Annotated in this window: 16 protein-coding genes; 10 read left to right on the forward strand and 6 right to left on the reverse strand. The window is 58.8% G+C overall.

The genetic code is table 11. The annotated features are described in order from the left end of the window. The first annotated feature begins 33 nt into the window (after positions 1 to 33). The 4 genes from GVK95_RS07500 (at position 34) to GVK95_RS07515 (ending at position 3,028) form a co-directional block, all read left to right on the forward strand. Positions 34 to 807: a transporter substrate-binding domain-containing protein gene (locus tag GVK95_RS07500; RefSeq protein WP_159948125.1), complete on the forward strand. Its 774-nt coding sequence runs from the start codon at positions 34 to 36 to the stop codon at positions 805 to 807. Between the two features lie 112 nt (positions 808 to 919). Then, entirely contained in the window at positions 920 to 1,723 is an 804-nt protein-coding gene (locus GVK95_RS07505; RefSeq protein WP_159948127.1) for an ABC transporter permease, read from the forward strand. Next, positions 1,720 to 2,550 carry an ABC transporter permease gene (locus GVK95_RS07510; RefSeq protein ID WP_159948129.1) on the forward strand — a complete coding sequence of 277 codons (831 nt, stop codon included), beginning with the start codon at positions 1,720 to 1,722 and terminating at the stop codon, positions 2,548 to 2,550. Before GVK95_RS07505 ends, GVK95_RS07510 begins: the two co-directional genes overlap by 4 nt. A gap of 211 nt (positions 2,551 to 2,761) precedes the next feature. Continuing rightward, complete coding sequence (locus GVK95_RS07515) at positions 2,762 to 3,028, forward strand: aspartate-semialdehyde dehydrogenase (RefSeq protein ID WP_159948131.1); 267 nt, start codon at positions 2,762 to 2,764, stop codon at positions 3,026 to 3,028. Between the two features lie 10 nt (positions 3,029 to 3,038). Here GVK95_RS07515 and GVK95_RS07520 read toward each other — a convergent pair whose 3' ends face one another. Continuing rightward, complete coding sequence (locus GVK95_RS07520; RefSeq protein WP_244618706.1) at positions 3,039 to 3,671, reverse strand: DUF2270 domain-containing protein; 633 nt, start codon at positions 3,669 to 3,671, stop codon at positions 3,039 to 3,041. Positions 3,672 to 3,925: 254 nt separating this feature from the next. On the opposite strand from GVK95_RS07520, the gene GVK95_RS07525 reads away from it, so the two are divergent. The 4 genes from GVK95_RS07525 (at position 3,926) to GVK95_RS07540 (ending at position 8,058) form a co-directional block, all read left to right on the forward strand. Beyond that, complete coding sequence (locus GVK95_RS07525) at positions 3,926 to 4,738, forward strand: methyltransferase domain-containing protein (RefSeq protein ID WP_159948135.1); 813 nt, start codon at positions 3,926 to 3,928, stop codon at positions 4,736 to 4,738. A 98-nt stretch (positions 4,739 to 4,836) separates the two neighbouring features. Continuing rightward, a complete protein-coding gene (locus tag GVK95_RS07530; RefSeq protein WP_159948137.1) occupies positions 4,837 to 6,438 on the forward strand; it encodes a hypothetical protein in 1,602 nt (533 codons plus the stop codon). A 49-nt stretch (positions 6,439 to 6,487) separates the two neighbouring features. Beyond that, entirely contained in the window at positions 6,488 to 7,357 is an 870-nt protein-coding gene (locus GVK95_RS07535; RefSeq protein WP_159948139.1) for an NAD(P)-dependent oxidoreductase, read from the forward strand. Beyond that, positions 7,354 to 8,058, forward strand: coding sequence for a DNA alkylation repair protein (locus GVK95_RS07540; RefSeq protein WP_159948141.1), 705 nt, complete (start codon positions 7,354 to 7,356; stop codon positions 8,056 to 8,058). Before GVK95_RS07535 ends, GVK95_RS07540 begins: the two co-directional genes overlap by 4 nt. Here GVK95_RS07540 and GVK95_RS07545 read toward each other — a convergent pair. The 3 genes from GVK95_RS07545 to GVK95_RS07555 all read right to left on the reverse strand — a co-directional run bounded on the left by GVK95_RS07545 (position 8,055) and on the right by GVK95_RS07555 (position 9,928). After that, complete coding sequence (locus tag GVK95_RS07545; protein WP_159948143.1) at positions 8,055 to 8,543, reverse strand: Lrp/AsnC family transcriptional regulator; 489 nt, start codon at positions 8,541 to 8,543, stop codon at positions 8,055 to 8,057. The genes GVK95_RS07540 and GVK95_RS07545 overlap by 4 nt on opposite strands. A gap of 50 nt (positions 8,544 to 8,593) precedes the next feature. Beyond that, positions 8,594 to 9,238: a uracil-DNA glycosylase family protein gene (locus GVK95_RS07550; protein WP_159948145.1), complete on the reverse strand. Its 645-nt coding sequence runs from the start codon at positions 9,236 to 9,238 to the stop codon at positions 8,594 to 8,596. Between the two features lie 63 nt (positions 9,239 to 9,301). After that, positions 9,302 to 9,928: a thermonuclease family protein gene (locus GVK95_RS07555; RefSeq protein ID WP_244618684.1), complete on the reverse strand. Its 627-nt coding sequence runs from the start codon at positions 9,926 to 9,928 to the stop codon at positions 9,302 to 9,304. Between the two features lie 66 nt (positions 9,929 to 9,994). Between GVK95_RS07555 and GVK95_RS07560 the strand changes: the two genes are divergently transcribed. Next, positions 9,995 to 11,530, forward strand: a complete 1,536-nt coding sequence (locus GVK95_RS07560; RefSeq protein WP_159948147.1) for a HAMP domain-containing sensor histidine kinase — start codon at positions 9,995 to 9,997, stop codon at positions 11,528 to 11,530. On the opposite strand, the gene GVK95_RS07565 is transcribed toward GVK95_RS07560, so the two are convergent. Together GVK95_RS07565 and cobT are read right to left on the reverse strand one after the other, a co-directional pair. Next, complete coding sequence (locus tag GVK95_RS07565) at positions 11,531 to 11,956, reverse strand: diacylglycerol kinase (RefSeq protein WP_159948149.1); 426 nt, start codon at positions 11,954 to 11,956, stop codon at positions 11,531 to 11,533. Next, positions 11,949 to 12,971: a nicotinate-nucleotide--dimethylbenzimidazole phosphoribosyltransferase gene (gene cobT, locus GVK95_RS07570; RefSeq protein ID WP_159948151.1), complete on the reverse strand. Its 1,023-nt coding sequence runs from the start codon at positions 12,969 to 12,971 to the stop codon at positions 11,949 to 11,951. The genes GVK95_RS07565 and cobT overlap by 8 nt, the downstream gene beginning before the upstream one ends. A 124-nt stretch (positions 12,972 to 13,095) precedes the next feature. On the opposite strand from cobT, the gene GVK95_RS07575 reads away from it, so the two are divergent. Beyond that, positions 13,096 to 13,893, forward strand: coding sequence for an adenosylcobinamide-GDP ribazoletransferase (locus tag GVK95_RS07575; RefSeq protein ID WP_159948153.1), 798 nt, complete (start codon positions 13,096 to 13,098; stop codon positions 13,891 to 13,893). The last annotated feature ends 31 nt before the right edge of the window (positions 13,894 to 13,924 follow it).

The following is a 13,924-nucleotide window of genomic DNA, read 5'->3' on the forward strand; positions in this document are numbered from 1 at the left end:
AAACAAACGGCATCCACCAACAGAGAGGATCACATGCGTATTCCCACACGTTTCTTGGCTGCAGCTTCGATCGCCGCGCTGTCGCTGTTTGCTGGCGCAGCATTGGCGCAGGAAAAGATCATCATCGGGACCGAAGGCGCATATCCGCCGTTTAACAACCTGGAAGCCGACGGCACACTGGTCGGCTTTGACATCGACATCGCCAAGGCACTCTGCGACGAGATGAAGGTCACTTGCGAATTCGTCACCCAGGATTGGGACGGTATCATCCCGGCTCTCCAGGCCAAGAAGTTCGACGCGATCATCGCATCCATGTCGATCACGCCGGAACGCCTCGAGAAGGTCGACTTCTCCAAGAAGTACTACAATACGCCGCCGGCCGTTGCCGTACCGAAGGACTCGCCGATCACCGACGTCGCCGGCCTGAAGGGCAAGACGCTTGGCGCCCAGTCCTCGACGACCCACGCCAACTATGCCGAAAAGCATATGGCTGATTCCGAGCTCAAGCTTTATCCGACCGCTGACGAATACAAACTCGACCTCGAAGGCGGTCGTGTGGACGCCGTCGTCGACGACATCGTCGTGCTGTCGGAATGGGTCAAGTCGGACGCCGGCACATGCTGCAAGATCCTGACCCCGCTGCCGGTTGACGTCGACATCAACGGCGAAGGCGCAGGCATTGCTGTTCGCAAGGGCGAAACCGCGCTTGCCGACAAGTTCACGGCCGCAATCGCCGGGATCCGTGCAAGCGGCAAGTACAAGGAAATCAACGACAAGTACTTCGACTTCGACGTTTACGGCCAGTAACCGCCGGATCGCCGACACGATTGCGAATGGCGGGAGTGAGATGCTTCCGCCATTTTGCATTTGGCAAGACTGCAAGAAACAAATGCGGGCAAACCGCTAAGGGGGATATGGCATGAGCGGATTGTTTTCCGCGCTGGGCTCCGTTTGGGCCTGGATCGGACATGTGTTCGATCCTTTCTGCGGTCCGGCCGGCGTATTCACGCTGCTCGCCGGCGATACACTGATCTCATGTGGCGCAACCGGTTGGGGTGACGAGATCGCCTTTGGCGTCAAGGTCACCATTTCACTCGCACTTGCCACTCTACCGGTCGGCCTCGCGCTTGGCTTCATGATTGCCCTCGCCATGCAATCGCAGGAAAAGAGCCTGAGGACGGCAACAGGCGTCTACACCACGATCTTTCGAGGCCTGCCCGAACTCTTGACCCTGTTCATCGTTTACTACGGTTTCCAGATTTTTCTGCAAGGCGTCCTGACTTGGATGGGCAGCGAGAGCAAGGTCGAGATCAACGCATTCGTCGCCGGCATGCTCGCCCTTTCCGTGGTTTTCTCTTCCTATGCCTCGGAAGTACTGCTCTCCGCCTTCAGAGCCATACCAAACGGCCAGTACGAGGCCGGCAGCGCGCTTGGCCTGTCGAGGCGCAAGACAATGTGGCTGGTCATCGTGCCACAACTCATACGCATAGCACTTCCCGGTCTCAGCAATCTCTGGCTCGTACTTCTTAAGGACACCGCACTCGTCTCCGTCATCGGCCTCACCGATATCCTGCGGCAAACGGGGGTTGCGGCACGGGTCACCAAGGAGGCTTTCCTATTCTACGGCCTTGCTTGCCTCATCTATCTCTGCCTCGCCAGCCTCTCGTCTATTGGCCTTAGCGCTATCGCCCGTTGGGCCAACCGCTCGGGGATCAGCCGATGACCCATGTGCTCGAAATGATTCCCGCCCGCCCAGCACCGCCTAACAGGGCATCACGCCTTAACGGCGCTCGAATTCTGGGCTACGCGCTGCTATGCCTATGGGCAATTCTGGGAGCCGCATTGCTCTGGTCGGTGATATCCAATTGGGACATCGACAAGGTATCCCGATACGGCCCGCGCTATATCAACGGACTATCAACGACAATTGCCTTGACGGTCACGTCAATTACCCTCGGCGCTATCCTCTCTCTGCCAGTTGCCTTCGCGCGCATGTCGAAAAACCGGGTGCTCAATACTGTTTCCTACGCCTATGTTTATCTGTTCCGCAGCACACCCATGCTGCTGCAGATCTTCCTCGTCTATTACGGCCTCGGATCGTTTAGGCCGCAGATTGAGGCAATTGGGCTCTGGTGGTTCTTCCGAGAAGCCTGGTATTGCGCGGCCTTCGCGATGACGCTCAACACCGCCGCCTATCAGGCGGAAATCCTGCGCGGGGCAATCCAGAGCGTGCCGCGCGGCCAGACCGAAGGCGCCAATTCACTCGGTCTGCCCACACCCATCACCTTCTGGAAGATCATCCTGCCGCAGGCGCTGATCGTGGCGCTGCGCCCTTACGGCAACGAGATCATCTTCATGATCAAAGGTTCGGCGGTCGTGGCTGTCGTCACCGTGCTCGACCTGATGGGGCAGACCCGCTACGCCTTCTCGCGCACATTCGATTACCAGACCTATCTCTGGGCAGCGATTTTCTACCTGACGATCGTCGAAGCCTTGCGCCATACCTGGGCCTGGCTGGAAGCCCGCCTGACGCGCCACCTCAAGCGCTAGAATGACGGCGCTTGGCAGCACTCCTGTTCGGAGGCTGCCAAGGCACTGACTTTATGGACTTTTTCGACCCACCTCGCTTCAAGTTAATGCGCGATTAACCATCTGGTGTTTCCATTGTCGACAGGGCCCGCGTTGGTCGCGGCCCCGGTCGGTTGCGGCAGCGCTTCACCGTCCGCACCGATCCCCAGACAGGGATACGGAGCGAACGAGCATGAACAACGAGATGGAACTGATGCTGAAGGGTTATGGTCTCACCACGGCCCAGATTCTCTATCGCCTGCCCGACCACCCATTGCTGCTACAGACCTATGTCTGGCAGCACTACGATCTGGCACCGGACTTTCCCGAAATGAAGGGCTTCCTGCGCTTCTGGCAGGACAAGATCGAGGGGCCGCTCCATTCGGTCCAGTATGTGCACCAGAAGATGATCGGCGCCAGCGAATGGCGCGCGCTGAAAGGCGAATTCATCCTGCATTGACGGTGCGTGATCAGACATGCACATCACCATGTGCCAGTTCGCCATCCTCCGGATCGCGGTACAAAACCGCAATAAGAAGCGCGAGGTAAAATAATCCGACAGCCGCAAGTATGACCATGCCGTGAATCGGCCCCAGATGCGCATTCGCAACCACTTGCCCGAAGCTTGTGACGAACTCGACGGGCAGTTCGTTCGGCTGCAATTTCGGACTTGAGATTTTCAGCGTCCAGGCCAGCAGCAATATCACGTACATCCAGCCATAATTGCGCCGGATGCGGCGAAACAGGGCCTCGTGATATTCGATCAGAAACACTGGCTTGCGCAGACTGTCGGCGATGACTTCGGCCCAATTGGTATTCAGCTCCGGCCGCGGACACAGCGCCTGTGCAAAATAATGCCGCTCGAGTTGCCGGACCCGCGCGCGGTAGACATCGAAAAATCGATATCGACGCGCTTCGATCATCAGGAACACCGAAATCAGCAGCATCGCAAACAGGATGACGCCGTGATGTGATGTCGGTGTCGACAACGACACGGACAGCAGGCCTGCGACCACCGTCATCGACCAGTTGGACGTCCGGTCAATGCGATCACGCCAACTGGTCATGCGACCGATTTCTCCACGATAATAGTGGATGATCATATTGGCCTTTTCCGCAGAAGTCGCCGGCAGGGCCGGCTCGCTTCCCGAAGCCACTGGCGGCTCGATGCCGATTTGCTTTGCTTCCAGTTCGACAGCCATGACGTCCCCCCGACAGTGCCTGCATTGCCGTAGCGCGCTACTCCGGCGAAGATGCGGCAGAGACAACTATTCCGCCTCAACATTGCCATTCCGGCGCTGAGCCGCTAGAGCCACAGCCAAAGGCCGGAAAGCGGCTAGGACCACAAGGAGCCGCAATGGCCAAGATCGACGAAGAAGCATTGGCCGAGGCCTATAACCGGGCTCTGGCGCTCGAAAAGTCGGGCGACATCGACGCTGCCGTGAAGGCCTATGCCGAGGTGCTGGACATTGATCCCGAGGATCATGGTGGTGCGTCGGTCCGCATCGCCGCGCTCGACCGTGGCGATGCCCCGCCCAAGGCGCCTGACGCCTATGTCGAAACCCTGTTCGACCAGCATGCCGAAGCCTTCGAGGATATCCTTGTCGAACAGCTCGGCTATGCCGTGCCGGCATTGGTGCGCCAGCGCCTGCAGACGCTCGGCCTTGGCCCCTTCAAGCGCATGCTGGATCTGGGGTGTGGGACAGGTCTCACCGGCGGCACCTTGCGCGACATGGTCGATGACATCACCGGCATCGACATCTCGGAAAACATGGTCGAGCTCGCCCATGAAAAGGATCTCTACGAGACCCTGTATGTCGCTGAAATCGAGGATTTTCTCGAAGACAATGACGACGAGGCCTTCGACCTGATCACGGCAACCGACGTCCTGCCCTATCTGGGCGCGCTCGAGCCGCTGTTCTTCGGTGCGGCCGAAAACATGGTCGATGGTGGCCTGTTCATCTTCTCGTCCGAGACACGCCCGGCCGACGTCTTGGCTGAGCGTCCCTACATGGTCGGTCCGCATCAGCGCTTCGTCCATGCCGAGACCTATGTCCGCGAACGCCTGGCTGCCACCGGCTTCGAGATCGTCGAAATCACCGACATCAACGTGCGTATGCAGGACGGCGAACCATCTCCCGGCCACCTGGTGATCGCGAAAAAGAAATAAACGCAATCAACGATTGCCATATGCAACCACAGGGCGTCACCGATTGGTGGCGCCCTTTTTTGTTCTTGCTAGGCTTTCCCGCAAATGGGGGATAGCAGATGCAAACGCTGACTGAATTTTCCAACACTCTGGTTGCGACCATTTATTCGCCGCAAATGGTCGCGCTGCTGATAACGTTGTCAACCTTTTTTGCATTGATTTTCGGCCGCTATGAAGTCCGGCTGCGACGGCTGCGGATGATCCGTGATTATGTCAAGACTTTCCCGACGACAACGCACGTTGCAGACCATCATGGGATAAACCCCTCATTCGAATTCGTCCGAACCAAGTATTCGGCGGACATCCGAACCGAGGATGAAATGGGAGAGAGAGGCGAAGGTACCCCTAAGGGGTCAAGGCCTCAAAATGTCATTTCCCAAATTAATGATACTATTGCTAGAACACGGTTTTTTGGCAATCCCGGAGATCAGCGACTTGCTGCGGCGTCCATCCCCTATGTTCTGGTCGTATATTTTGGTTTTAGACTGACGTTTACCAGCGCAGTGTCGGCGTTCCCAATCGATACGGGCCTCATACACTTACCCTTTAGCCTGCTGGTAATCGGGGGTGCCGCAGAAACCGGCACGAGTAGCCAGGCAGTCATTGAACAATTGCGGTGGATGGCGGAAAATACGGCGACAGTTGCCACTTTTACCTTTGTCGGAGCCTACGTGGCATCACTCCGTTATCTGGTACAGGCTTTGGCGATTTTCGATCTGTCGGGATACACGATGATTCGCCAGGCGGCCATGATCGTCATGTCCACTTTGGTGACTATTGTTCTATATCGTGCCTTCCCCAATCCTGAGGCAGTGCTCGGTCTGGGCCAGTCCCAAGCAACCGGGTATCAAAGCGTCTCCCTTACCTGGACCCTTCTTGCATTGGCATTTGGCCTCCTGCCGGGAAGTGTCCTGCGCTTTGCATTGGTTAAGGTGTCCGGCCTGATCAACTGGATCAAGCAGACCGATGACCGCTTTATCAACTGGACCCGCGTGGTGCCACTCGATGCCATCGACGGGATCGACTACTTCACCCGCTTTCGACTGGAAGAATGCGGAATTTCTGAAGTTCAGTCGCTAGCCACTTACAACCCCATCATGTTGCATATCGAGACACCGTACGGCATATACCAGGCCATAGACTGGATCGCTCAGGCCCAACTTTGCTGCGTCGTCGGTCTCGATCGTTTTCTATTGCTTCGTCAATTCAATATTCGAACAATCTTCGATCTCGAACGGGCTTTGAAGCAGGGGCGCGATACCGCTCCAGAAGACAAACCGGCAATTGACAAATTCGATCGCATATACGCCGCCGTTCTATTTTCTCCCAATACCATGCTTGTCGGCGTCCAGAAGACGAGTGCGGCAAAACTTCTCATCCCGGGCAAGAATGGCGTGGAGCAAGTGGACGCAGAGACATTTGCCTCATGGGCATTGAACGCAATCAGCACTGACGACGTATCGGCCTCTCGCGCCATCGAACATTTGATGGACTGGATTGGAGACGATTTGCATGTACGGAGATTACGTCGCCTTTGGAACGAGATTTCCGTGCAGCTCGGCTCGAGCTCAATAACACTTTTGACCGATTCAGAACTGAAAAACCCACCTGCAGCGCCCTCATCGTCTTCAAACGCAGTGCCCATCTTCCCCTCTCCATAACCATGCGTTATGCCTTGTGCCGACATTTTCGCAGGCATGGAGCATGGGCATGGCAAAGGTCGCATTCATCGGTTTGGGCGTCATGGGATATCCGATGGCGGGGCATCTGAAAGCCAAGGGCGGCCACGATGTGACCGTTTACAATCGCACCACCGCAAAGGCGGAAGCCTGGGTCAAGCAGCACGGCGGGAGCCATGCGCTCACGCCGGCAGAGGCCGCCAATGATGCGGATTTCGTGTTTACCTGCGTCGGCAATGACGACGATCTGCGTTCCGTCACCATCGGCGAAAACGGCGTTCTGTCCGGCATGAAGCCCGGCGCAATCCTGATCGACAACACCACGGCTTCCGCCGAAGTCGCGCGCGAACTTGCCGCAGCTGCCGAGGCAAAGGGCTGCGGCTTCATTGACGCGCCCGTCTCCGGTGGCCAGGCAGGCGCCGAAAACGGCGTTCTGACCGTAATGTGCGGCGGTGACGAAAAAACCTTCGAGCAGGCAAAGCCGGTCATCGACGCCTTTGCCCGAATGGTCGGCCTGATGGGTCCGGCCGGCGCCGGCCAGTTGACCAAGATGGTCAACCAGATCTGCATTGCTGGCCTTGTCCAAGGGCTCGCAGAGGCGATTCATTTTGGCAAGAAAGCCGGCTTGGACATTGAAAAGGTTGTCGAAGTGATCTCCAAGGGCGCTGCGGGTTCCTGGCAGATGGAGAACCGCCACAAGACCATGGCCGTCGGCAAATACGACTTTGGCTTTGCCGTCGACTGGATGCGCAAGGACCTCGACATCGTGCTGACGGAAGCCAAAAGCAACGGCGCCACCCTGCCCGTTACCGCGCTGGTCGATCAGTTCTATGGCGAAGTGCAAAAACTCGGCGGCAAGCGCTGGGATACGTCGTCCCTGCTGGCCCGGCTGGAAAAATGACACCCGGGCCGCAGTCTACGGCCGCAAATCTGCTTGCGCACCTGAAAACCCTGCGCAACGATGACAACGTCGAGGCTATGGCCCGCTTCGCCATTGCCACCGAAACCGCACTCGGCATATCAAACCCGACTTTGCAGAAGATCGCCCGTCAGATCGGGAAAAATCACACACGCGCACTGGAACTCTGGCGCAGCGGTATGCGTGATGCGCGCATGCTGGCGATCTACACGGCTGACCCGAGCCAGATGACCAGGCTCGATGTCCAAGCCTGGGCAGCGGACTTCAATTCCTGGGAAATCGTCGATGCGGCCGCCGATCTGCTCACCGAGCTTTCCGGCTGGCAAGAACTTGTCGCACAATTTGCACAGGATGATCGCGAGTTTGTCCGGCGGGCTGCCTTTGCAATGATCGCCGGCGCCTGCGTCCACAACAAATCCGAGCCGGATGCCACCTTCCTGGGCTTTCTGCCGCTGATGGAGCGACATGCCGGTGATCCGCGCAACTTCGTCCGGAAATCGGTGAACTGGGCCTTGCGCAATATCGGCAAGCGCAATCCGGCCTGCCACGGCCCTGCACTCACTTGTGCTGAACGACTGGCTGAAAACGACGACAAGACCGCGCGCTGGATCGGCAGGGACGCTCTCAAGGAATTGACCAGCGAGCGTGTCCTTGCCCGTCTTCGGAAGAACGCGCCGGTCTAATCCTCGTTCGACTTGTTGTTGTCGAGCATCATGTAGTCGAGCGGCAGCTCTGTGGTGTACTTGATCTGCTCCATGGCAAAGGCCGAAGACACGTCGCGGATCTCGATCCTGGCAATCATGCGCTTGTAGAACGCGTCATAAGCCGCGATATCGGGCACGACCACGCGCAAGAGATAATCGACATCACCGCTCATGCGGTAGAACTCCACCACTTCCGGAAACTCCGACACGACTTCCGAAAACCGCTTCAGCCATTCGATCGAATGGCTCGACGTGCGGATCGAGACGAAAACCGTCACCTTGGTATTGACCTTGGCCGGATCCAGCAGCGCCACGCGACGGCGGATCACGCCGTCTTCCTCCATCTTCTGGATGCGCCGCCAGCACGGCGTCGTCGACAGACCGACCTTCTTGGCGAGGTCGGCGACAGCCAGGGTGGAATCTTCCTGGAGAATACGAAGAATTTTGCGGTCGAGACGATCCATGACAGGCCCTGAAAAACTGATTTTCTCAGATATACCGGGATTCGATCAATTTAAGGAAAATTATTTCGATCTATCAACAACGAAACCTCGCGCCGCAGCGCGGGCAGTACCTCCGCCTCGAACCAAGGATGTCTCTTCAGCCAGCCGGTATTGCGCCAGCTTGGATGAGGCAGGGGCAGAACCCTTGGCCCCGGTACATTGCCGTAGAGGAAATCGCGCCAGTGCTCGACCGTCTCCGTCATGGTCTTGCGACGCCGGCCGCCGAGATGCCAGGTCTGGGCATATTGCCCGATCGCCAGGACGAGCTCGATCTGCGGCATCGCATCCATCACTGTGTGGCGCCACTGCGGTGCACATTCACGCCTGGGCGGCAGATCATGACCCTGCGCATTATATCCCGGAAAACAGAAGCCCATCGGCACGATGGCAAACAGCGACTTGTCGTAGAAACTCTCCCGATCGACGTCGAGCCACTGCCGCAAGCGATCTCCGGACGCATCGTTGAACGGTAGCCCCGTCTGCTGCACCCGCAGACCGGGTGCCTGACCGGCAATCAGGATCCGCGCGGTCTGCGACAGATGGGCGATCGGCCGAGGCTCATGTGGCAGTCGATTGGTATCGCCGCCGGCCGGACAGTCACGACAGATGCGGCATTGTGCGATCGCCTGGCAGAGGTCATCGATCTGATCAGCCATCGGTGGCTCCAACCGAAAAAGAGCTCTCTGCTACCGGCTGTCGCATCCTGCTTGTCACGCGGCTCAACGCCTCCACCATGCAGCAATTCGTTCGATTGCGAAGGTCATGAACCCCTCTTCTGGTTCCATCTCCAGCAATTGCCGTGCCCGGCGCCAATCCGACGGCCTTTCAAAAGTCCCCTCCCAAATTCCCAGCTGGCCTGTCCGAGCTTCAGCCTCCGCTGCCAGATAGCTCCCCTCGGCCACAACCAGTCCCTGGCGCACCAGTTCTTCCGCCAGATCTGTCTGGCCGCTCATACAGCGAACCAGCAACCGCCGATATTTGTCCTGCCCGCCGCCTTCACACAGCCAGTCGGCACGGTCCAGCATGGCGACCAAACCGTCGCGCGCCGTGTTTCCACAATCATAGCTGCCCCGGCGACCTGAGCATTGCTGGCCAAGTTCGGGCGCATCAACGCCCAGAAGCCTGAGGCGGTCGCCATTTGATGAGAGCGTATCGCCATCGACGGCCTGAAACGGACCGGCGAGGTCAGTGACAGCGCTCGGCTCGAGTTTCGCAATGATGAGCAACGCCAATGCCAGCATGCACAGACCGACAACGGCATCACGCAACCACCGTCTGGACACCGCCACATTCTCTCCCATTTCGAAAACGAATCCTTTGCACATATGGCAAACAAATCCTTCCATGACAGGATCTTCTTAAGAAATGGCCGATAAGCTCGACTCAGTCAGCGGTAGAAAATCTTCCCAGTGATGAGTAACGGCGTATCCACATCCACCGACAAGAACATTGTCGACCTGACGCGCTCCCACCACAGCCGGGCAGCGGCGAAAGCCGTGCGCACTACCCGTGAGCGCCTGCAGTCGGATCAGGGCGTGTCTCCCGCATTCGATGTCGAAATCCTGGGAATGCACCTGTCTGCGACCCTACAAGGCGCCGCCGTGATGCCGGCCATCCTGTTGCTCGTCACGGGGTTTGGCACATACCTAACAGCAGAACCGCGTCTCTTCCTCTGGGCGATCTTCGCGCTCAGCATTCATGCGCTCTGCATCCTGCTCGTCAAACGCGCTTCCAAGGCGGTCATCACGCCGGAAAATCAAAAACGCTGGCGTCAATTCCTACTGGCAGGTCAGGTCGCCATGGGCTGTTCATGGGCAATCTTTGCCACCCAGCAATGCGCCACCTGCGGTGGCAGCGGCTTTGTGTTTTTCAAGGGTGCCGTCCTGCTGCTCGCCCTGTCGATCACGGCAATGGCCAATATGCTGCTGCGTCAGGCTGTCCTGTTCGGCTTCCTTCCGACGGTTGCAGCTCTCGTTTATCTTTCCCTGACCAGTCGCCAGATGCTCGACCTCGGCCTGACGGCTGTCTTCACCACAGCACTGATTTTCTTCATCTACATCACCAATCGCCTGCATCAGGCGAATTTGAAGTTGCTTTCCTTCCAGACCGAAAAAGACGATCTGATCGCCGAACTGGAAGTCGCAAAGTCGCTGTCCGATGAGGCACGTCGCCGCGCCGAAGAGGCGAATATGGCCAAGTCGCGCTTCCTCGCCTCCATGTCGCATGAACTGCGTACGCCGCTGAATGCGATTCTGGGGTTCTCGGAGGTAATGGCAACCGAAATCCTCGGGCCGCTGAACAACCCGCTCTACAAGGAATACGCCGGTGACATTCACCGCTCCGGCAAGCACCTGCTGGAACTGATCAACGAGATCCTCGACCTGTCGCGCATCGAAGCTGGCAAGTATGAACTGAGCGAAGAGGTTGTCTCGCTTCTCGAACTCGCCGAAGACGGCATCGGCATGATCCAGCTCAGGGCGAAATCGAAGAATATCCGCATCGAGGAACAGTTCGAACAGCAGCTGCCCTCCGTCTGGGCCGACGAAAAGGCCATGCGTCAGGTCGTCCTGAACCTGCTGTCGAATGCGGTGAAATTCACCCCCCAGGGCGGCGAGATCATCGTCAAGGCCGGTTGGACGGCTGGCGGCGGCCAGTATGTCTCCATCCGCGACAACGGTCCCGGCATTCCGGAAAACGAAATTCCCGTCGTGCTCTCGGCATTCGGTCAGGGCTCGATCGCAATCAAGAGCGCCGAACAGGGCACCGGTCTCGGACTACCGATCGTTCAGGCGATCCTCGCCAAGCATGGCGGCGAATTCAAGCTCAAATCGAAACTGCGCGAAGGCACCGAAGTCATCGCCATCCTGCCATCGAGCCGCGTGCTGGAAAGCATTCCGGCCGTTAGCGATGCCAAGGCTGTCGAACCCCGTCGCCGTCAATTCGCCTGATCAGAGATAGCCGATCAGGCGAGAGCCGATGACGTAACCGACCAGCAGCGCATTGGCGACGATCAGGCAGAAGACCGCAAACGATCCCAGATCCTTGGCATTGCGCCCGACGGTCGAGATTTCCGGCGAGATCCGATCGACGAGCTCCTCGATCGCCGTGTTCAACGCTTCCACGCAAAACATCAGCAACATCAGGATCAGGAAACCGAGATACTCGAGCGCGGTCGCGCCAACGAGTGCGAACATGCCCATGCCAACAACCAGAGCCAGAAGCTCATGTCGGAAGGCGGCTTCGCCGATCAGTCGGCGAAACCCTTGCGAGGAATACTGACCGGCCGCAAAGAGATGCGCGATGCCGGTTTTCTTCTCGATGATCTCTGCGGCAAGGATCTCCGGTGCCGCCTGTACCTTCTTCTGCTTAGCCATGGGTCTTGTTGCTCACGCCGGCCTGATCGAAGGTCGCCATGCCGGAATGGCAGGCGGCCGCAGCCTTGACGATGCCGGCAGCGAGTGCAGCCCCGGTCCCCTCGCCCAGCCGCATGCCAAGCGCCAGAAGCGGCGTTTTGCCAAGCTTTTCGATGGCCTTCAGGTGGCCAGGCTCGCCCGAGACGTGACCGATCAGGCAATGATCGAGCGCCGTCGGATTGGCAGCCTTCAGGAGAGAGGCCGCGGCCGTCGCGACATAGCCGTCGATCAGAACCGGAATTTTCTCCATGCGCGCGGCAAGGATTGCACCCGCCATGGCCGCAATTTCACGACCACCGAGACGGCGCATGATTTCGAGAGGATCGTTCAGATGCTCTTTGTGGAATGCGACGGCCTGCTTGACGGCTGCGATCTTGCGCTGCAGCACATCGCCTTCCGAACCCGTGCCCGGCCCAACCCAGTCTTCGGCCTCACCGCCGTAGAGCGCGAGGTTGATGGCAGCGGCGATCGTCGTGTTGCCGATGCCCATTTCGCCGATGCACAGCAGATCCGTGCCGCCGGCAATCGCTTCCATGCCGAAGGCCATGGTGGCGGCGCAATCGCGCTCGGACAAGGCCGGCTCGCTGGTGATGTCACCTGTCGGATAGTCGAGTGCCAGATCGAAGATCTTCAGCCCCAGGTCATAGGTCACGCAAATCTGGTTGATCGCCGCACCGCCGGCTGCAAAGTTCTCGACCATCTGCTGGGTGACCGAAGGCGGAAATGGCGTGATGCCGTGTTTGGTGACACCATGATTGCCGGCGAAGATTGCGACCAGCGGACGGGTGACAGCCGGTGACCGGCCAGACCATGCGGCAAGCCACATCGCGATTTCCTCAAGCCGTCCCAGCGCTCCGGGCGGCTTGGTCAACTGACGGTCACGGTCACGCGCGGCAACCAGTGCGGCGGTGTTGGGTCCCGGCAGATCGCGCAACAGGGCGCGGAAATCGTCGAATGGCAGGCCGGTAACGGTCATGGGGCGAGCTTCCTTGTAATCTTCCAGCAAATCAGGCTTTGTGGCCTCTCTCATACTGGCCACAGGCACCCGTCTCAACTTAAAAAGCGGCAGATGCGGTCGCCAATGCACTGGACGACGATAAATGCTGGATTGGCGCGCCTACATCGATGAGACGGCAAGGGCAATTTCCTTTCTGAGCCGCCTGCCTGTTCCCGATCGTTTCTTCGCCGGCCATGACGGTTCCTTGTCAAAAACGGCAGCCGCATTCCCGCTTGCCGGCCTGCTGATCGCGCTGCCCTCCGCCTGCATTCTGGCACTGTCCCTCACGCTCGGCGCCGCTCCCACCCTGGCGGCCTTGCTCACCATCGCGGTGCATGTCGTCATCACTGGTGCGCTGCATGAGGATGGCCTATCGGATACCGCCGATGGCCTTGGTGGCGGACATGATCGCGACAAGGCCCTGACGATCATGAAGGATAGCCGCATCGGCACCTATGGTGCCCTGGCCCTGATCCTGTCGATCGCACTGAGGACGACGGCGCTTGCGACGCTGTGCATCCCCGGCTCCATCGCCCCTGCCGTCGCCCCGGCCATCGCCGCGTGGCTGGCCGCAGCAAGTCTCAGCCGCGGACTGATGGTGTGGCACTGGTCCATGCTCCCGACAGCCCGGACCGATGGCGTAGCATCGCGTGCGGGTGCGCCCGGCATTCCCGTGGCCAATCTTGCGCTTGCACTGGGCGGCGCACTGGCCATCGCGCTCGGCTGGCTCGCTTTGCCCCTTGCCGCGCTGCTGACCGCCCTGATTGCCTCCGGCATTCTCAGCTATGGCTTCACCGCTCATATCCGCCAGAGACTCGGGGGCCAAACCGGCGATACCATCGGCGCGTGCCAGCAATTTGCCGAGATCGGCTTCCTCGTCACTCTTGCCATCGCCCTTTAGGCAACCGATATAAAGGGACCGACTGGAAGGC

Source organism: Rhizobium sp. 18065, from assembly GCF_902706095.1.
Classification (GTDB): Bacteria; Pseudomonadota; Alphaproteobacteria; order Rhizobiales; family Rhizobiaceae; genus Allorhizobium.